The 18,641-nt window shown below is 58.6% G+C and carries 16 protein-coding genes; 6 read left to right on the plus strand and 10 right to left on the minus strand.

Features of this window, described 5'->3' with window-relative positions; genetic code table 11:
• Positions 1-28 precede the first annotated feature (28 nt).
• From M0D66_RS17510 to M0D66_RS17540, 7 genes are all read right to left on the minus strand, one after another.
• Complete coding sequence (locus M0D66_RS17510; protein WP_211705462.1) at positions 29-1,783, minus strand: FAD-dependent monooxygenase; 1,755 nt, start codon at positions 1,781-1,783, stop codon at positions 29-31.
• A gap of 119 nt (positions 1,784-1,902) precedes the next feature.
• Positions 1,903-3,639, minus strand: coding sequence for an AMP-binding protein (locus M0D66_RS17515; RefSeq protein WP_266211080.1), 1,737 nt, complete (start codon positions 3,637-3,639; stop codon positions 1,903-1,905).
• A gap of 111 nt (positions 3,640-3,750) precedes the next feature.
• Positions 3,751-4,539, minus strand: a complete 789-nt coding sequence (locus tag M0D66_RS17520; RefSeq protein ID WP_211705464.1) for an enoyl-CoA hydratase/isomerase family protein — start codon at positions 4,537-4,539, stop codon at positions 3,751-3,753.
• A 64-nt stretch (positions 4,540-4,603) separates the two neighbouring features.
• Positions 4,604-6,343, minus strand: coding sequence for a CocE/NonD family hydrolase (locus M0D66_RS17525; RefSeq protein ID WP_211705466.1), 1,740 nt, complete (start codon positions 6,341-6,343; stop codon positions 4,604-4,606).
• A gap of 258 nt (positions 6,344-6,601) precedes the next feature.
• Positions 6,602-8,005, minus strand: coding sequence for an MFS transporter (locus tag M0D66_RS17530; RefSeq protein WP_266211081.1), 1,404 nt, complete (start codon positions 8,003-8,005; stop codon positions 6,602-6,604).
• 85 nt (positions 8,006-8,090) lie between these two features.
• Positions 8,091-9,191, minus strand: a complete 1,101-nt coding sequence (locus M0D66_RS17535) for a porin (RefSeq protein WP_211705468.1) — start codon at positions 9,189-9,191, stop codon at positions 8,091-8,093.
• A 329-nt stretch (positions 9,192-9,520) separates the two neighbouring features.
• Positions 9,521-10,312: an enoyl-CoA hydratase/isomerase family protein gene (locus M0D66_RS17540; RefSeq protein WP_211705469.1), complete on the minus strand. Its 792-nt coding sequence runs from the start codon at positions 10,310-10,312 to the stop codon at positions 9,521-9,523.
• A 454-nt stretch (positions 10,313-10,766) separates the two neighbouring features.
• On the opposite strand from M0D66_RS17540, the gene M0D66_RS17545 reads away from it, so the two are divergent.
• Both M0D66_RS17545 and M0D66_RS17550 read left to right on the plus strand, forming a co-directional pair.
• The gene (locus M0D66_RS17545; RefSeq protein ID WP_093640048.1) at positions 10,767-11,525 is read left to right on the plus strand and encodes a TetR/AcrR family transcriptional regulator; all 759 of its coding nucleotides are present in this window, start codon (positions 10,767-10,769) and stop codon (positions 11,523-11,525) included.
• Between the two features lie 219 nt (positions 11,526-11,744).
• Positions 11,745-12,350 carry an FMN-dependent NADH-azoreductase gene (locus tag M0D66_RS17550; protein ID WP_200619069.1) on the plus strand — a complete coding sequence of 202 codons (606 nt, stop codon included), beginning with the start codon at positions 11,745-11,747 and terminating at the stop codon, positions 12,348-12,350.
• Positions 12,351-12,532: 182 nt separating this feature from the next.
• On the opposite strand, the gene M0D66_RS17555 is transcribed toward M0D66_RS17550, so the two are convergent.
• Positions 12,533-13,237, minus strand: coding sequence for a Crp/Fnr family transcriptional regulator (locus tag M0D66_RS17555; protein WP_200654625.1), 705 nt, complete (start codon positions 13,235-13,237; stop codon positions 12,533-12,535).
• Between the two features lie 194 nt (positions 13,238-13,431).
• Between M0D66_RS17555 and M0D66_RS17560 the strand changes: the two genes are divergently transcribed.
• The 3 genes from M0D66_RS17560 (at position 13,432) to M0D66_RS17570 (ending at position 15,622) form a co-directional block, all read left to right on the plus strand.
• Positions 13,432-14,199, plus strand: a complete 768-nt coding sequence (locus M0D66_RS17560; protein ID WP_093640057.1) for a class II aldolase/adducin family protein — start codon at positions 13,432-13,434, stop codon at positions 14,197-14,199.
• Between the two features lie 47 nt (positions 14,200-14,246).
• Positions 14,247-15,290: a 2-dehydropantoate 2-reductase gene (locus tag M0D66_RS17565; protein ID WP_211705471.1), complete on the plus strand. Its 1,044-nt coding sequence runs from the start codon at positions 14,247-14,249 to the stop codon at positions 15,288-15,290.
• 95 nt (positions 15,291-15,385) lie between these two features.
• Positions 15,386-15,622, plus strand: a complete 237-nt coding sequence (locus tag M0D66_RS17570) for a hypothetical protein (RefSeq protein WP_211705472.1) — start codon at positions 15,386-15,388, stop codon at positions 15,620-15,622.
• Between the two features lie 53 nt (positions 15,623-15,675).
• On the opposite strand, the gene M0D66_RS17575 is transcribed toward M0D66_RS17570, so the two are convergent.
• Positions 15,676-16,530, minus strand: coding sequence for a LysR substrate-binding domain-containing protein (locus tag M0D66_RS17575; protein ID WP_211705474.1), 855 nt, complete (start codon positions 16,528-16,530; stop codon positions 15,676-15,678).
• Positions 16,531-16,636: 106 nt separating this feature from the next.
• On the opposite strand from M0D66_RS17575, the gene M0D66_RS17580 reads away from it, so the two are divergent.
• Positions 16,637-17,341 (plus strand): haloacid dehalogenase type II, encoded by a 705-nt coding sequence (locus M0D66_RS17580; protein ID WP_211705640.1) that lies wholly within the window; start codon positions 16,637-16,639, stop codon positions 17,339-17,341.
• A 69-nt stretch (positions 17,342-17,410) separates the two neighbouring features.
• Here the strand turns inward: M0D66_RS17580 and M0D66_RS17585 are convergent, their stop codons facing one another.
• Entirely contained in the window at positions 17,411-18,532 is a 1,122-nt protein-coding gene (locus tag M0D66_RS17585) for a branched-chain amino acid ABC transporter substrate-binding protein (RefSeq protein ID WP_211705475.1), read from the minus strand.
• Between the last annotated feature and the right edge of the window lie 109 nt (positions 18,533-18,641).

Genomic DNA, 18,641 nt, shown 5'->3' on the forward strand with positions numbered 1-18,641 from the left:
CTCCAGGCGAGACCCTCGTTTCCACTATTTACTTCGAGAGCACTTGCCCCAGTGCCCGGCGAAGTTCGACAACCGGATCACCAGGCAACGCAAGGCTACGCCAGGCAACATGATGGTCCGGGCGGGTCAATACGCAACCACTGTCGCCGATCTCACGCACGCGAGCCCAGTCGCCCGTGTGGTCCGCATAGGCCTGACGCGGACCAATAACGTGTACGTCGATCTTCAACCCCAGCTCTTCACCGACCTTTGACGCAGCCTCAACCCACGCTTCGCCGCCAAGACCGGTGAACAGTACGAACCGCCCGTGTCCTGCGAGGTCAAGCGTAGAGTGCTGCCGTCCGCGGGAATCGAAAATCCAGGCATGCGGCAGACGCGCGCCGGGCCACGTCGTCGCCTGGTAATACAGCTCACGGTCACGCGTGAATTCCGGTTCGGCTTGCCCATCGGTCACCGCAGCGCTCGATTGGTAGCGTTGATTCATCTCCACGCCCTGGGCGTCCAGTTCATATCGCTTGAACGCCAATGCTTCCCGAATTTCGTCCCGCTGTTTTTCGGCGGCCGCCGTGGATCCGCTTCGAGCATGCATATTCGCTTGCAGGACTTCCCCGTCATTCGATTTGTCGATGCCAAGCGCGCTATAGAGCGGAGCAAATTCGGCAATCGACTGGTTCGCGCGGGTGACGACCTGCTTGGCGATCGGTGCGCGCTCGACCGAATAGGTATCCAGAAGCGCTGCACCCGCGCGCCCCTTGATGACTTCCGCGAGCTTCCATGCGATGTTGAACGCGTCCTGAATCGACGTGTTGGAGCCCAGGCCGCCGGATGGCGGGTGCCGGTGGGTCGCGTCGCCCATGCAGAACACTCGCCCCTCCTGCATGCGGGTCGCGTACATGTTGTTCACTGTCCACGTATTCGCGCCCAGCAGTTCGATCTCGAGATCCGGCTTACCCACGAGTTGGCGTGCGATCGTGGTGGCCTTTGCCTCGTCCACAACCGGCGCAGGCTCGTTGATGTCATAGCCCCAAACGATCAACCACTCGTGCCACGGCCGAACCATCCGGATCAGGCCCATTCCGATACCGCCCACTTCCGCGCCCGGTTGCATGATTGGGTACAACACTGCCGGGCGATGCGCGACGAATTCAGACAGGTCCGCACGGAACCAGATGTTCATCGATCCCCGCACCCCCATCTGCCCTTCGAAAGGCAGACCTGCATCTTTTGCGACCTTGGAGTTCCCGCCGTCCGCGCCGATCAGGTACTTGGATTTGACCGTAAACTCCTCGCCCGACAATCGGTCACGGCAGCGCGTGAGAACACCCTCGTCGGTTTGCGTATGACTCAGATATTCCGTGCTCATCCGCGCTTCAGTGCCTCGCGAGCAAGCCGTTTTAAAAAGCAGCGGCTCCATGAACGTCTGCGGCAAATCGTTCATCTTCGTCGGACTCGACAATTGGCGTTCCGCTCTTGAGAGCGGATGCAGTCCCCAACTGGGCACCCGGCCAATCTCCTCACCGGTCAGGCTTTCGCAGAAAACCGTTCCGCCCATCAGATCCTGATCCGTCGCGTGCAGGTAGGCTTCCTGCTCCACCTGCTGGCCGAGGTCACGCAGGACCTCCATGGTGCGCAGGTTCGTGATGTGCGCTCGCGGCGTGTTGGCCAGCCAACGATACTGGTTGACGACCATGTTGTTGATACCGTACGTCGAAAGCAGCGCGGCACTGGCAGAGCCGGCAGGCCCCGTTCCGACGATGAGTACGTCCGTGGTTATTTCATACATTCGACACCTCCAATTGTCATGCCTTCGTGCCTCGCCGCTTCCATATACTTTGGATAACTAACTCAAGGCGAGTGTACGAGTCTCTGTTTTTACGATCCCGTCCGGTTTTCGCTAACCTGTCAGGCGGTCTTGTGCTCGGTCAGATTGAGATAGCGGATCATCTCCTCACGCATCGCGAACTTCTGTACTTTTCCCGTAACCGTCATGGGCAGTTCGCTCACGAAGCGAATATATTTGGGCACCTTATAGTGCGCGATCTGCCCTCGGCAAAAGTCTCTGATGTCCTCCTCAGACGAACCCTCGCCTTTTCGAAGCACGATCCAGGCGCACAACTCCTCGCCGTTCTTCTCATCTGGCACGCCGAACACCTGCACATTCTGGATTTTCGGATGCCTGAAGAGGTATTCCTCAACTTCGCGGGGGTAGATGTTCTCTCCGCCTCGAATCACCATGTCCTTCAGCCTTCCCACGATGTTGCAATATCCATCGGCGTCAATCGTGGCGAGATCGCCTGTATGCATCCATCCGTCAACGATGCTTTCGCGCGTCTTTGCTTCGTCTTCCCAGTATCCCTGCATCACCGAGTACCCTCGCGTGCAGAGTTCTCCCGTCTCGCCGACAGATACAGTCTTACCGTCGAAATCAACGATTTTCACTTCGAGATGCGGTTGAATCCGCCCGACCGTTGTCGTGCGCTTATCGAGCGGATCCGCGGTTCCGCTCTGAAACGACACAGGGCTGGTCTCCGTCATGCCATACGCAATGGTGACCTCTCGCATATTCATCTTTGTCACGACCTGATTCATTGTCTCGACCGGACAAGGCGATCCGGCCATGATGCCGGTGCGCAGACTGCTCAGATCAAACGATGCAAAGTCGGCGTGCCCCAGTTCAGCGATAAACATGGTCGGCACGCCGTGAAGTGCGGTACAACGCTCTTCCGAGACGGCTGCGAGGGTCGCGCCGGCGTCGAATCCTTCCCCCGGGAAGACCATCTGAGCGCCAACCGACACGCACGCCAGTACGCCAAGCACCATGCCGAAACAGTGGTACAACGGCACAGGAATACAAAGCGAGTCGGCTTCAGACAGCTTCATCGCCATGCCGACAAAGCGTGCGTTGTTGACAATGTTTCGATGCGTCAGCGTTGCACCCTTGGGGCTGCCGGTGGTGCCGCTCGTAAACTGGATATTGATCGGGTCCTGGCAAGAAAGTGTTTGCTCGACGGCTTCGATTACCTCACGCCCTTCGTCCCGAAGCATCCCCTCTCCACGCTGCAGGACCGTGTGAAACGACATGACACCGGATACGCGCCAGTCACCCACGGAGATCACCGTGCGAAGGTCCGGCAGACGTTCGACCTTCAACTCGTCCGGCTGCTGCGACGCGAGCTCAGGCGCAATGTCGAGCAACATCGAAATGTAGTTCGATGTTTTGAAGCTTTCGGCGGTGACGAGCGCCTTGCATTTCACTTTCCGCAGCGCGTACTCGAGTTCCGACACACGATAGGCGGGATTGATGTTGACCAGCACAGCACCGATGCGCGCTGTCGCGAACTGCGTGAGTAACCATTCGAACCGGTTGGGAGACCAGATGCCGACGCGATCCCCTTTTCCTATGCCCAACGACAGAAGCCCAGCGGCAAGCTGATCGACGTGATCATCAAATTCGCTCCACGTCCACCGTACACCTTGCTCCCGGAATACCACAGCTTGCTGATCAGGAAATCTGCGCGCGGTTTCCCTCAGAAACTGGCCGACTGTAGACTCGCTCAACGGAACGTCCGTCGAACCCCGTACGTAGGCAACGCCATCGGCAGGCGCTTCGAGCGTAAGGGAACCGGGTAAAGTGTGCATGAAGCCCTCCTCCATCGTTACTGCGCGTTTCCGCCGAAAATTCCGCTGTATGGCGTTATGTAGCGATTGCAATGTCGCCGGCGCATCTGAAAGGCCGACATCGAAAACGCGTTATTTCCCGTGAAAAACCATTTCACCCGGTTCTTCGTCGCGATCGAACGCCTCGGCAGTGTTGGCGAAACCTCGCGTGGCGTCCTCCGTGTTGTACAGGTCCATGCACACATCCAGCATGGCGGCATCGGCGCCGGGGATACCGCCGCTTGACCACACCTTGAGCAAGGTGCGCGTCGCTGCGTACGAAAGCGTCGGACCGTCGGAAAGCTGCGCAACCAGCTCGGCAGCAACACCTTCGAGTGCATCGGGTTCGGCCACGTGCGTTGCAATCCCGAGGTCACGGGCCACGCTGCCGGGAATCCCTTCACCCAGCATCGCGAAACGGGACGCGTTGCTACGCCCCACTCGCTCGGCCAGCCGCTGCAGCGCTCCCGCAATGGGAAGCATCGCCGTCGTGACCTCGACGCACCGGAACACGGCGTCGGTTGACGCCACAATGAAGTCGCAGTTCAACGCGAGTTCAAAGCCGCCGCCGAAAGCCAGACCCTGCACCACCGCCACCGTCGGGACGCGGAGCGCTTCGATGGCGCGATACGAAGTGTTGACCTCTGCGACGAAGGTGCGAAACCAGTTCAGGTCCTTTCCTGGCCATTCGCGCACTTCGCCACCGAGACTGAAATTCGGCCCTTCCGCACGGACGACCAGTACCCGGATGTCGCTTTCGCTAGCTTCGTGAACCGCCTGCCGGAGACACTCTGCAAACCGTGCATCGAGACGGTTGTACGGCGGATTCGCCAGAACGATATTCCCGACCTTCCCGTCGCGCTCAAAACGTATGCTTTTCATCGCCTAACCTCACTATTCAGTCAGATTCACCAAGCGTCCGTGACGCTCGGGAATGTTTCGTATTTCAGGAATTGTCTTGATTCAACGGAATGATTGGCAGAAGCAGATGTGAAGGGCGATCCGCGTCACGGTAAATCTTGTGAGTCACCGTGTTGCTGCTGGTGACGTGATACGGAATGTATTCGACGTCGGTCATCGCGCCCGTTCCTGTCGGCGCATCCATGCTGCAAATCTCGATACAGATGCGATGGCCGGCCTTGAACTGGTTTGCCGTTGCGAGCACCTGGATTTCATACTTGACGATATCGCCCGGCGTGACCGGCGCGATCGACTCTTTCGTCAACTTGTGGAACGGCTCCGCAGGCGTGGATCGGGCAGGATCCGTTGCGCGGTATGACGCTTTCAGCCAGCCACGGGTGAGTTCGCGCTCAGGCAGTGTGTCGGGAACCGACCGTTCGCCGACACGTGCAGTAACCACCGATACGTCCGGGCCCACGTCCTTGAGTACGACAATCCAGTTCGTGTCGGTCTGGTCGATCTCAGCGTAGAGCGTCAGTGAAATGGGACCCGCCACCAGTACGTCCTGCGCAAGCGGCTCAGTCATGTAACGCAGGCGCTCAACTTTGGAGGTCTTCTTGAGCGGCATCTGCGTGAAGACATCAGGTTCCCGATGCGCGTTGCCAACTTCCGCCGCAGGTCGAGGGGCGTCTGTCGAAAGCTGCTCCCAGCCCGACAGGTAGTACTTCGCCCATTGCGTCTCAGGCAACGGCCAGTCACTCCCCGTGCGCCATTCGTTGGCGCCCATCACCCAGTAACGCACCGGCGCTTCGTTCATGATGCCGGTATCGATACCCTTCAGCCAGTAGTCGTACCAGCGAATAACCTCGTCGTGATACTGATGGAATGGCCGCTCCAGATGCGCCGGGCCGGTAAAGACCAGCTTGCGCGGCTGTTTGACATTGCTGAAGTAATGCTGCGCGCCCAGCCAGTGCAATTTGTACGTGTAGGCATAGGCGCCAGAGCCGGTATAGAACGGCACCTTGATCGACTTGAAAATCTCCTCGGCTCGTTCGACCGTCCCTTCCGGCTCCCAAGGGTTCGTCATGATGTGATACATCACCCCCGTGCGCTGCCCCTTCTGCGTCAGGATGTTGTACAGGTTGATGTACATCTTGTAGTCGGGATTGCGCATGGCTGCGCGCCAGAGTTCCTCTTGCGCTTCAGGTAACGTACCCGGCACGCCGCGCGGCTCATGCACCGTGCTGAAAACGTCAAGCAGGTACGGAAACGTGTGAATGACGCCACCGGGATTGAAGTCCCGGAACCCGAACATCCCGCCGTATGCGCTACAGGCGTCGTACGGAAAGATTGCCTTGAGCGCGGGGTGGCCCTGCGCCGCCGCACGCCATTGTTCGCCGGCAAAACCCGAGATCCCTACCATGCCGACCTTGCCGTCGGACCACGGTTGCTGCGTGATCCATTCGATCATGTCGTAGTGGTCGGTATTCTCCTCGCCGTAGTGGCCTTCCGACTTGGCGGAGCCGCGCGGTTGCGCAATGACGTGCACATAACCATTGGCGATGAAACGGCGAGTGTCCCCGGCTTCTATCGGCCCGAACCAGAGCGGCGCATGCGCGGGCTGTGGGGGCAAGACGTCCGCAATATCCGGACCCTGAAGATCCTTGTTGTGCAGCGCCGAAGCGTACAGCACGGGATACTTGCCATCCGCATCCGGTCGATAGACGTCTACCGCAAGACGGGTTCCGTCCCGCATCGTTACGACGATGTCGCGTTCTTCAATCATGTCTCCTCCTTCGTTGGCCTGTTCGGCGTCAACAGACGGCCGTCTCAAAGCCGAAAATTTGCTTTACCCACCGACATGCGCATTTGCGTTCACTCATCAAGAGCCGCACGATCAGGCAGATTCCGTAATTCACTATACTGCACGTCCGTAAAGTATGCAAGACGAACGACGTGCCAAAAAATAAAAGTTTGAATCCCAAATGAATTGCGAGCCTGGAGCGACTACCTACCCATAACCTCGGGTGCTAATGCCATACCGTCACTGCGTGGTGCTGTTCGGCAACGGTGGATCATCTGTCGATCCAGCACTGATGTCCGCCACGTGCTCGGTCAGCAATCGCCGTTGTGCAGAGAGCACTCGGGCCATGACGGTCATGCATACGCAAGCCATCAGAAGCGGTATCGACAACAACGCACATGTGAGCAGGTACGGAAAACCCGATATGACGATCAGGCCAATCAACGACGAACCGACAATAGACCCCAGCCGTCCAATCGCAACGTTCCAGCCACCGCCGGACGCACGCAGCGCAGTTGGATAGAAGATGCCTGGAATGGTGTTGACACAGATAAGCGGTCCGCCAACGGCTATACCGGACAGGAAGACCACGCCCGCGTGCCACTGAGTGGTTTCGGAGATGCCCAACGCGATGACAAGCAGCGAGCCCGCGCCGAATGCCACGGAAACGACTGACGCCACGTTAAAGCGACGAACAAGGATGGCGAAAAGAACCGCGCCGCCAAGCGCACCGAACTGGAACATCGACGATACTTGCGAGGCGTCGTGCATCGATAGCCCCGCCTGCTTCAGATGGGTCGGCATCCAGCTTCCAATCAGAAAGAACACCAGATAACCTGCAAACTCTGCAAGCCACGTCAACACGGTACCGAGCCGGTATTTCGCGCTCAACAGCGCCCTGCTTCCGCTTATCGATTCACGCGTTTCCGCGATGAATAGGTGCATTCCGGTGCAGTCTAAAGACGGAAACACTTTGGCAAGAATTCGCCGCGCCTCGTCGTTGGACCTTCGACTGGCCACGACGTAGAGCGGCGACTCGGGCACTTGCCATGCAAATAGAGCAACGACCCCAAGCGGCAAAAGACCACTCAGTACCAGCATGCCTCGCCACCCCAATGTCCCGATAGCGAGAGACGTCACCAAACCAGCGGCTGCCGCACCGAAAAGAAATCCACAGTAAGTCGATGCAAGCATCGCTGAGCGTGAACGGTCCGGGCTATATTCAGCGACGATCGCCGACGTAGCGGGCATCGCCGCTCCGATGCCGAGGCCGGTTATGAAGCGCAAGGCAACAAGCTGAAATATCGACTGTGCTTCGCTCGACATCACACCCGCGATTCCAAACCATGCGATTGCCACGATGCTCACGGTTCGACGGCCAACACGATCAGCCAGCGTTCCTCCAACAATCGATCCAATCAGTAAGCCGGTGAGTCCGAAAGCCACCAGAGGTGAAAGAGCAGCGCTCGATAGATGCCAATGCTGACTTATCGCAGGCGCGATAAAACTGATCACAATGGTATCGAAACCTTCGATCGCTGTTGCGGCGAAGCAGATGAGGAACACAGTCCACTGCTTACGCCCCATCGGCATATCGTTGAAAATCTCGCGCACGTCCCGCTGGGCATAGCCTGTGCTATTCATCGCATTGTCCTTGATGATCGATCACCTGATTCCGGTGTCAATCTGGGTTCACCTGCTTCTCGACACCACCGACATCACACGTTCGTTAAAACCTGTGACGAATCCCAACTCTCAACAAGCCCTGAGTTTGTCCACTCGACGGTGATGGAATCAACGTGATCTGCGCCTGAGTCGCCGAACCCGCGGCCTTCAGCAGTTCGGCCGCAAAGTAAACGTCCGTCCGCTTCGAGAGGAAATAGTTGGTGTAGAGATCGATTGCCCGATAGATGGGCGTCGAGGAAGTTGCATCCACTTTGCCGTGCGTGTAGATGTACGCCGCACCGGCGAACAGAAACGGTGTAATGAAGTAGCCGACGCTGGCCTCGTAGTTGTCGAAGCGCACGTTACTGGCAAGAAAGCCTTTCTTGAATTGCGTCGACGTGTACTGGAAAGCAATGGAAGCGCTGCCGAGCTTGTACGATGCACCTACCCCTGCGATGGATTCGCTTTCCGCGCTCTGAACGTACCGGGAATAAATGATGTTTCGCGGTGCGATGCTATCGAATGCGGCCGCATACGGATTCTTGATGATCGTATAGGCAGCTGCAACATACAGCGGGAAGCTGATTCCGTTGTAACTCAGTCCCACCGACGTCACGCTATTCGTTGAGAATTGTCCGGGCTGCCCACCAAAGCTATAGAGCGCACCCAATGTGAAGCCTGCAATTTTCGGGCTGGCGTACTTGACCGAATTGTTGATGCGTATGCTTCCGCCAACGTTGTCGACGTCGCCGGCGTGAGCGAAGTAGACCGCCCAGTTCAAACCGGCCGCGATGGGAGAGAGCATTTCCGCTACTTCCTCGTATTGACGTCCAACCGTGAACGTCCCATACGGGCTTGAGATTCCAACGTACGCCTGACGGCCGAACAAACGTCCATTGTTCGACAGGTTTCCGCTCGACACGTCAAAGCCGTTTTCCAACGTGAAGACCGCTTTGTAACCGCCACCCAGGTCTTCAGCGCCACGCAGCCCCCATCTGGACAGTGATCCACCTCCGCTCTGAACCAACCAGGCTGAATGTCCGTTCTGATTGCTCGTGTAAGTCAGACCTTCATCCAGCAGACCGTACAGCGTCACTGAACTTTGCGCATACACCACCGCGGACGTGGCACAACACAGCGCCGCGGCCAAGGACAATCTCTTCATCTCCAGTCTCCTATGTCGTTTTTAACGCACTGCTAACTGGCACATCAGGGTTACTGGAAAGAAGGATATGTCTAAATTTTCCGTTCGTATAGTTTAATTTGGATAGGAGTATCCCCAGGTATGTTCACCTGACGAATGAAGGGAACGGGTCCCTGAATTCGCGCGGAGGTGTGAATGGGATTGAACGAGGCAGTCGATGGGGACGCCGCGCAGTAGCGACTTTACGAAGACGCCAACTGGCAAAGAAGATGGGGATGTGTGGACCGTGCGAAATAACAGCGTCTCAGTTCAGGACTTTTTGGACCTTCCTTGAGATGAGATTTTTATCTTCAGGTCGATGTGCTTCTTCGGGGCGACTCAGAGTTTGCGATGAACTGTGCGACTCGCTCGGAAAACTCCTTCGTCGACGCGCATCGCAGGAACGCTTGTTTTTCCTGTTCAAGATGGCGCTCGAGGTTATCTTCGGCCACCATCCCAACAAGCGATTTCATTTCTCTAACCGCTGCGACGGGTACGTCGATGACTTTCCGCGCAAGCGCCAGCGTGGCGTCCTGCAAGGAAGCGGGTTCGGCAATAGTCTGGACGAGCCCTAACTGCCTGGCCTCGTCCGCAGTCAACGAGTCACGCGTCAACAGGATCTCTAGTGCCCTCGCCGCTCCCAATCGACGCGCGAGATGAAACGAGAGACCACCGTCGCTGGATGTCCCCAGCTTGGCGTAGCCGACAACAAAGCGCGCCGTGTTCGATGCGACCACCAGGTCGCACGCCATTGCCAGCGAAAAGCCCGCGCCTGCTGCCGCCCCTTGAACGCTGGCGATCACAGGGATCGGCAGGCGCCGCATCGTCACAATCGCGGCGTGCAGTGCGGTAATTAGCGATTCGAGGTAGGAATCGGAACGCTGCACGCCGTCGAAGATCTGGCGAAGCTCTCCGCCCGCTGAAAATATCCTGCCCCTAGCTTGAAGTATCACCGCGCGATACTTCGACGCCCCCTCAACCTCGCGGAGGACGCCCAGCAGTTCATCGCAGAACGTCTTGTCGATCGAGTTCGCGCGCGCTTCATTCACCATCGTAACGAAGGCGATGTCGTCACTTGATGTCAGCGTGATTTTGCTTTCCATCTGTCCTTGATCCGTGAATTGCATTTGAACCCCTGGACCAACCAGGTCATCTTCATTATACTTTACGATATGTCAATTTAAAAGGAAATTGAACGGCAAGGAGCAGCGGATCGACCGAGCACGCGGCATGCGCGATACAATTTTGTCTGACGATTAGGATGCTCTTTAGACTCGTGATTTTTGCCGAGCCAACGGTATGCTTTGTTTCGTTCGGAGTTGCCGGCGCATCAGGCCAGCGGTCGTTAAAGAGTGTGTTACTGTGCCCGCCAAATCGACTGTGCTCAACGGGTTCAGCGCGGCCAGGCCTCGGCGCTGGGTGTGTGATACCGTTGCGATGCCTGCCTTCGTTGACGGTCGCGGCCTGCCAGGCCTACCCGGCGTTGGTCTGTCTGAAGGCGGAAGGCACCGGAGCACAGAAGCAACGCAATAACGAATTTCCCAATCGAGAAACCAAATGGCGGACAGCGCAGGTTCCAAGAACGTTGGTAACAAAAGCAGACCAACCGAACTCAAACGTGCGGAGCAGCAGCGGGCGCAGGAAACCCGCTCCGCGATCCTGAACGCGGCACTTGCCGAATTCGCCACGAAGGGCTTTGAGGCTGCGAGTATTCGTAGCATCGCGGATCGCATCGGCCTGCAACATCCGCTTATCACCTACCACTACCGATCCAAAGACGTTCTCTGGCAGGCGGTGGCGGAGTTTGTGTTCGAACGCATTCGCCAGGAATGGGACATCAATCTGACGGATACGCCCCCTGCCATGGCGGCGGACCGGGTAAAACTCGTGTATCGCTCGTTGTTCCGGTTCACGGTGGATTTTCCCCAGTTTCACCGCTTCATGCTGCAAGAGTTCCTCGTGTACAGCCCGCGTTTGCAGTGGCTCGCGGACACAGTGCTCAAGCCGTTGATCAACTGGCTCATTCCACAGATTCGCGCGGCGCAAGATGAAAACACCTTGCCCAAAGTCGAACCGATCCTCCTGCATTACCTCATGATCAGCCTGACATCCACGCTCTCCGGATTCGGCCCGGAGATGCTTGCGACCAGCAATGTCTCGGCGTCCGATCCAGCCGTTGTCGATGCGTATTGGCAGATGGTCGAGACACTCGTCTTCAGCAAACAGCCGGAGACGCCCTGTGCGGACAAGGCCGAACCACGTTCGGGCAAGTCCGGTAGTCAGCCCCGCGCATCCACGCGCGTGAAGAGTAGCTAAGGTATCTCGCGCTACTGCCGGGTTACCCCTCTCACTGGCAACGACTCGCGCATCCACGAGTCGTTCGCGCCCTCAACTGATCTGCCGTCACGTCGTCAGGCATACATCTACTTAAACGATGGGTTTCATCTGAAAATATAGGCTATCCAGATTGCAGGTCGGAGCCTATCGTGCGGATTTCCGGCAGACGCTTCGTCTGCCACTTCGGAGATCACTTTCATGAAACTGCTACACGTAGATTCCAGCATCCTCGGACAAGGCTCTGTCAGCCGCGATCTGTCTGCGGAGGTTGTTGCGACCTTCCAGGCCAGCCGTTCCGACCTTACCGTCACTCGTCTTGACCTCGCCGCCACGCCGATCGGCCATCTGACGGGAGCCCACCTTGCGGCCGCGCAAGGCGCTCCGGTCGACGAGGCATTGAAGGCCGACGTCGCCCTGGGACAGGTCGCGCTCGAGGAGTTCCTGGCCGCCGACATCGTGGTCATCGGCTCGCCGATGTACAACTTTGGCGTGCCCTCCCAACTGAAGGCCTGGATTGACCGCATCTCGGTCGCTGGGAAGACGTTCAGCTACGGTGAGCACGGCCCGGTCGGACTGGCCGGCGGCAAGAAGCTGGTCATCGCCTCGTCGCGCGGTGGTGTTTACAGTGAAGGCTCGCCCGCCGCTTTCTTCGATCATCAGGAAACCTATCTGAAGGCGGCGTTCGGCTTCCTCGGCATCACGGATATCACCTTCATTCGCGCAGAAGGCGTGGCGATGGGTGAAGAGACACGCAGTGGGGCCATTGCCTCGGCGAAGAAAGAAACCGCAGCGCTCGCCGCGTGAGATAGCTGCGCCATCGACGGGTTGCCAGTCGGGTTTCCGAACAGCGCCGGGTGATGGCGCGTCCGGTATCCGCTTGCACCCGCTTGGTCAAAAGCACACGCAGCCCCTGCATGACCCACTCCATCCACAACAAAAGCGCATTCATCAGCAACACGCTCACCCACACCGCACCCGCGTAACAGTTACGGATTGAGATCGCCGACACTGGCTGCCCGCAAACGATCGAAATCGAGAATCGTAATTTCCCCCGATTTCAGGCTCACTATGCGTTGACTTTCGAGGTTCCTGAGCAACTGATTGGTGGTCTGCCGCGACAGCGAAACCATCGAAGCCAGGCTGTCTTGCGAGACCCTTATCCTGCTCTGCGAGGCGTTGAGACCGCCATAACCGCTGGCGATCATCAGCAAACGGTTCGCCACGCGCTGTGCCGCGGGCAACAGGGTCATCGCTTCGGCGTTCTCGAACGAAACCCGAAGTCTTTGCGCCATCAACAAAGCAAAATCGCGCCAGTAACGCGGAGTGGAATCGAGCAGGTCCTGCAGCGCGACCCCGGGCACGTGCAGCAGCAAGGTCCTGCTGACGGCCGTGGCGTCGTTCGGCCGCGGCAGCCCGTCGAACATCGAGATCTCCCCCACCCATGCGGTCGGTCCTAGCACCGCGAGCAACGCCTCTTTCCCATCCATCCCGACTGTGCCGATAGCAAGCGCGCCGCCCAGCACGGCGTACAGGCCATAAGACTGTTCGCCACGCCGATACAGGGATTGGCCCTTTTCCAGCGTGAGCAGGCTGGCATGGCTGATCAGATAGTCCCGCAACTCGACAGGCAGGCCCCGGAACCATGGGGTCGTTTCGAGTTGTGACCGGTAGCGGTGCAGGCTGGATTCCATGGGCGCGTCGACCTGTCGGGTATCCGACAGATTTTAGGCGGGTTCGCGAACATCATGTGGATTCGCATCTGACGACGCAATGACTTTGACCCTGCAGCACCTGCTGCGTCGCAGGCGCAAAATGAGCGAATTCGCAGGGTGCTATTCAGTGTTGTTCCGGGTATTGCTTGAACCATCGAATAAGGAGTGTCGACGTGGCCTCATCTGCTGTCAGTCTGAAGAACGACGTTTCGCCCGCCGAATGGGAAGCGCGAGTCAATCTCGCGGCCGCGTACCGTCTCACGGCGCTGTTCGGGTGGGACGATCTGGTGTTTACCCATATCTCGGCGCGAGTGCCGGGCCCCGAACACCATTTCCTGATCAACCCGTACGGCATGATGTTCGACGAAATCACTGCCTCTTCGCTGGTCAAGATCGACCTCGACGGCCGCAAGGTCGTCGAATCGCCGTACGACGTCAACCCGGCCGGCTTCACGATCCACAGCGCCGTGCATGCGGCTCGCGAAGATGCCCATTGCGTGATGCACACTCACTCGGTCAACGGCGTTGCCGTGTCGGCGCAGGAGGCGGGATTGCTGCCGCTCTCCCAGCAGTCACTTGGTGTGCTGGCGTCGCTCGGCTACCACGACTATGAAGGCATTGCCCTCAATGAAGCCGAGAAGCCCCGCCTCGTTCAAGACCTCGGAAGCAACACTTACCTGATGCTGCGCAACCACGGCCTGCTGACGGTTGGCGCGGCGCCGGCGGACGCCTTCGTCGCCATGTACTTCTTTGAAGCAGCCTGCATGATTCAGGTGCGCGCCCAGTCAGGTGGCGGCAAGCTCACGCCCATCCCGCAGCAGATTCTCGCCGGCATCAAGGAACAGATCCGGATGGCCACGCGGGGCCTTACACCCGGAGCGCTGGTATGGCCTGGGCTGTTGCGTCGGCTCGACCGCCGCAACCCTGGATATGCGGACTAACACGGTCCGCTCGCAAGATTAATCTGGTAAGTCACGTGAGAACCTGTATGGCAAAGATTTTTATCTACGGTGCCGGCTCAATTGGTTGCTATGTCGGCGGACGGCTTCTTGCCGGAGGGAGCGACGTCAGTTTCATTGGACGTGCACGCGTGGCCGACCAGTTGCGCAATCAAGGCATCACGCTGTCGCGGCACGACGATAGCCGCTGGCATGCTCCGTCGGAACGCATCGACGTATCGACGGACGCGGCCAGCGCCGCTGCAGCCGATCTCGTGCTCGTCACCGTCAAGTCGGCAGCGACGCCCGCCGCCGCTGCCGAACTGGCGAACGTGTTACGGCCCGGCACGATCGTCGTGAGCTTCCAGAACGGCATTGGCAATGCGGACGTGCTGCGCGCCGCGCTGCCGCAGCACACGGTTCTGGAAGGGATGGTGCCATTCAATGTCGTCGAACGCGGTCCGGGTGCGTTTCACCAAGGTTCAGCGGGAGAGCTGGAGATCCGACATGCGCCGGCCATGCAGCCGTTCGTCGACGAGTTCAGGAGAGCGGGTCTGCCGCTGATCCAGCACGCCGATATGTTGCCGGTGCAGTGGGCGAAGCTGTTGCTCAACCTCAACAACGCCATCAATGCGCTGGCGAACCGGCCTTTGAAGGAGGAGCTCTCGCAACGCGCCTACCGGCTTTGTCTCGCGATGGCGCAGAAAGAAGCGCTCGCGCTTCTGAAGCAGGCCGGCATACGGCCAGCCAGAGTGACACCGCTTCCAAGCACCTGGATACCACGTGTTCTGAGCGTACCCGATGCGTTGTTCGAACGGCTGGGCCGCGCGATGCTGACGATCGATCCGCTCGCGCGCTCGTCGATGTCCGACGACCTGGCGGCCGGGCGCGCCACGGAAGTCGACTGGATCAATGGCGAGGTCGTGCGCCTCGCCCAACGCCTGGGGCAAGCGGCACCGGCCAACGCACGGCTATGCGAACTCGTGCGGGAAGCCGAGCGGGCCGACGTGCGCCCTTCATGGTCAGGCAAAGCATTGCTGGGTGAGATGCGGGCCGCAGCGCATATCGCTTTGCCATTGCCCGCAAAAATCTGAACGCCGGCGCACAACGCATCAGGTCGCGGCCATGCCGTCGATGGAGTAGATTGATGTCCTGGTCACGCCCCCGGCGTCTGACCTGGGAGAGAATCATGAAAAATCGCTACACGGTCTCGCTGGCAGTCGCCGCAAGTTTTGCTATGTCAATCGCATTTGCCCCGGAAGTCGTGGCGCAGACACGCGCCCCCGGGACGAAGCAGATGCAGGACACGCAGCGGAAAGCCGAACAAAAGGCGCTTGGCACAGGCAAGAAATCTCACCACAAAGACACCCCCCAGAAAGGCGCGCCTCAAAAGGCTGGGAGCGCCGGGCCGGCATCCGCGCCCTAGTTTCCCTGGCTGTCACCTGGCGCAGCCGAACTGCAGCGAGCACCTACGCGAACTCAGGCCCGTCTAACCTTCTGCGTCAAAAATTCGATCAGATCCTGCTGCACCGTGTCGAGCACGTCGCCTGCGCCGATCAGCGCCAGTTCGGTTGGCGGCAATGGCGGCATATCCGTGCAAATTCGATGCTCGGGCAAAACCGCCGACCTGGGTAACACCGAGATGGCCAGGCCTGCGGCAACGGCCGCCTGAATCCCCGTGAGACTTTGACTGCCGAACGCTACGCGCCACGCACGCTTTGCTTTGTCGAGGCTGCGAATCGCACGCTTCCGGTAAATGCATCCGTCGGGGAACAGCGCAAGCGCAACGGGCTCCTCCGAATCCCGTTTCGGCAGAACGACGTCCCGGCCCCGCACCCAGACAAGTGCCTCAGGCCACGATGCGTAGCAGTCGCCACTGCCAGGCTCGCGTTTGACGAGAGCAATATCAATTTCGCCGCCGGAAAGCTTTTGCTGCAAAACCGCGCTCATGCCCGCTAACGTTTCAAGTCGCGCATCCGGACGGATTTTCAGAAAACCGGAGAGCATCGCTGACATACGTCGCGCGTCGAAGTCTTCCGGAACGCCTATGCGCACCGGCGAAAGCTGCACATCTCGCCGGAGCGCCTCCTGCGCCTCCTGCGACAAAGCCAGCAACCTGCGCGCGTACTGCGTAAGCAATACGCCATGCTCGGTGGCAATCACATGGCTACCGGTTCGGTCTCGAAGAAGCAACGGTCGCCCAACGGATTCCTCGAGTTTGCGCACCTGCTGGCTTACTGTCGATTGCGTGCGATGGACGCGTTCACCGGCGCGAGTGAAACTGCCTTCGTCAACGACGCAAATCAGTGTCTTCAGCAGTTCGAGGTCAAACATGATTCGTCATTTACCTTTTCACTAAGGATCAGAAATTTATTTAATTTTCCAATATAGAGCATTCAGCCTATCCTGCACACATCTTCTCTACCAGACGGAGTCAATGATGTCACTAAAGGGTACGCGGCGGCCGACATGGCTGACTTTTGACTGCTACGGCACGCTCATTCAATGGGACGAAGGTCTGCTTGCTGCAGTGCAAGAGATTCTCGGCCATCGCGGCGCGACCGAAGTCGAGGCGTCCAGGTTTATCGAGGTGTACGACCGGCACGAACACGCACTCGAACAAACGCCGCCGCATCGTTCGTTCCGTGAGGTCTCTGGCCAGGGCTTGCGTCTTGCGCTGGAGGAGTTCGGTCTCGATGGCAGCGAAAAAGACACCACGGTGCTCACATCGCGAATTTCGGCTATGCCACCGTTTCCCGAAGTCGTCAGCACGCTCGAGAAGCTCAAGGCGATGGGGTTTAGTCTTTGCATCGTATCGAATACCGACGACGACATCATTGCAGGCAACGTCGCCCAGCTCGGCGGTCATATCGACCGCGTGGTGACCGCACAGCAGGCCGGCGCATACAAGCCCACACCGCGTTTGTTCGAGTACGCACACGAATTGCTCAGTGTATCGAAGGACGATGTCGTGCATATCTGCGCCAGCCCGCATCTCGACCACGCCGCGGCACGAGACATCGGCTTCCGGTGTGTATGGATCGATCGCGGTACGGGCCGGAAGCTACTGCCGGATTACACACCTGACGCCACGCTCAAGACGCTGGACGAAGTACCACAGCTTTTCGCAACGCTTGGCTGGTAGTCGTTTCGCTGAATACGGAACGAGCGGCTTCGCGCCGCTCGTTCGCCGTTCTCCAGATTTTGCAGAGCGTTAACGGATCGGATTGAGAGCGTCGCCCGACACCTTGTAGACCGTCACCGGCGCGTCGATCCACTCACCTGTCTTGTCGAAAGCCACTCTTCCGACCAGAGTCGAGAATTGCGTCTGTTTAAGCAGCGGCACGAACTTCTCAGGATCGGTTGAATTCGCGGCTTTGATAGCTTGTGCCACTACCATGGTTGCCGAATAGAACGCCGGCGAGTAGATATCGTTCTTCGCGCCAAACTTCTGTTCATATCGGGTTGCAAAATCGGCACCGCCATGCAATGTGGCCAGCGGCGCGCCGCCTTGAGCGCAATAGCCCCGGCCATCCAGCGATCCCGCAGCGAGCTTCGGCATATCGACGGAGCAGATGCCGTCGCCGCCGAGAATCGGAATCTCGAGCCCTAACTGTTTGGTCTGCCGTCCGATCGAAGCAGCCTGCGCGTAGTAGCCGCCATAGAAGATGACGTCTGGTCGTTCGGCTTTCATGTGAGTCAAGATCGCGTTGAAGTCGGTGGCCTTGTCGTTCGAATACTCTCGCCCGACAATCTCGAGACCGTTTTTCTTAGCCGTGGCGACGAATACATCGGCGACTCCCGAGCCGTATGCGGTGCGATCGTCGATCACCGCGGCCCGCTTCGCGTGAAGCACGTTCGCGGCGTATTCGGCCATGCGTGCGCCCATCACATTGTCGCTGGCGGCGAGGCGAAACACATACGGATAGTTCTGCTGGGTAACAGCCGGGTTCGATGCCGCACCGGTGATCATCGGAATGTGCGCATCGTTATAGATGCGCGATGCGGGAATCGTCACGCCGGAGTTGTAGTGGCCTATAACGGCTTTCACTCCTGAATCAACCAGCTTCTGGGCGACGGATACACCCGTCTTGGGATCCGCTGCGTCGTCCTCTGACACCACGGCGAACGTGACCGCCTCACCGTTGATGACCATCGGCTTGCGGTTCAGGTCTTCTACCGCGAGCCGGACACCCCTCTCATCGTCCTTGCCGAAATTCGACTGCCCTCCCGTCAACGGACCTGCAACGCCCACCTTGACGACTTCCGCTTGCGCAGTCATGCAGATGGTGGATAGCAATGCAGCGAACAAGGCCGAAGTCTTAATACCGTCCATGAATCTTTCTCCTCGCAGTGATCGATTGGTAACCGGCTCTCGCATCACGTGATCCGATATCCGTATTCGCTTCCATGGAACGCATGCGCTCCCGGAAGTCTGCGTATTC

It is taken from the genome of Paraburkholderia sp. SECH2, assembly GCF_030464795.1.
In the GTDB taxonomy this organism is placed as follows: domain Bacteria; phylum Pseudomonadota; class Gammaproteobacteria; order Burkholderiales; family Burkholderiaceae; genus Paraburkholderia; species Paraburkholderia aspalathi.

Bases quoted from the DNA above. Each gene is read 5' to 3' on its own strand.
- M0D66_RS17510 (WP_211705462.1), bottom strand. From the start codon at position 1,783: ATGTATGAAATAACCACGGACGTACTCATCGTCGGAACGGGGCCTGCC.
- M0D66_RS17515 (WP_266211080.1), bottom strand. From the start codon at position 3,639: ATGCACACTTTACCCGGTTCCCTTACGCTCGAAGCGCCTGCCGATGGC.
- M0D66_RS17520 (WP_211705464.1), bottom strand. From the start codon at position 4,539: ATGAAAAGCATACGTTTTGAGCGCGACGGGAAGGTCGGGAATATCGTT.
- M0D66_RS17525 (WP_211705466.1), bottom strand. From the start codon at position 6,343: ATGATTGAAGAACGCGACATCGTCGTAACGATGCGGGACGGAACCCGT.
- M0D66_RS17530 (WP_266211081.1), bottom strand. From the start codon at position 8,005: ATGAATAGCACAGGCTATGCCCAGCGGGACGTGCGCGAGATTTTCAAC.
- M0D66_RS17535 (WP_211705468.1), bottom strand. From the start codon at position 9,191: ATGAAGAGATTGTCCTTGGCCGCGGCGCTGTGTTGTGCCACGTCCGCG.
- M0D66_RS17540 (WP_211705469.1), bottom strand. From the start codon at position 10,312: ATGGAAAGCAAAATCACGCTGACATCAAGTGACGACATCGCCTTCGTT.
- M0D66_RS17545 (WP_093640048.1), top strand. From the start codon at position 10,767: ATGGCGGACAGCGCAGGTTCCAAGAACGTTGGTAACAAAAGCAGACCA.
- M0D66_RS17550 (WP_200619069.1), top strand. From the start codon at position 11,745: ATGAAACTGCTACACGTAGATTCCAGCATCCTCGGACAAGGCTCTGTC.
- M0D66_RS17555 (WP_200654625.1), bottom strand. From the start codon at position 13,237: ATGGAATCCAGCCTGCACCGCTACCGGTCACAACTCGAAACGACCCCA.
- M0D66_RS17565 (WP_211705471.1), top strand. From the start codon at position 14,247: ATGGCAAAGATTTTTATCTACGGTGCCGGCTCAATTGGTTGCTATGTC.
- M0D66_RS17570 (WP_211705472.1), top strand. From the start codon at position 15,386: ATGAAAAATCGCTACACGGTCTCGCTGGCAGTCGCCGCAAGTTTTGCT.
- M0D66_RS17575 (WP_211705474.1), bottom strand. From the start codon at position 16,530: ATGTTTGACCTCGAACTGCTGAAGACACTGATTTGCGTCGTTGACGAA.
- M0D66_RS17580 (WP_211705640.1), top strand. From the start codon at position 16,637: ATGTCACTAAAGGGTACGCGGCGGCCGACATGGCTGACTTTTGACTGC.
- M0D66_RS17585 (WP_211705475.1), bottom strand. From the start codon at position 18,532: ATGGACGGTATTAAGACTTCGGCCTTGTTCGCTGCATTGCTATCCACC.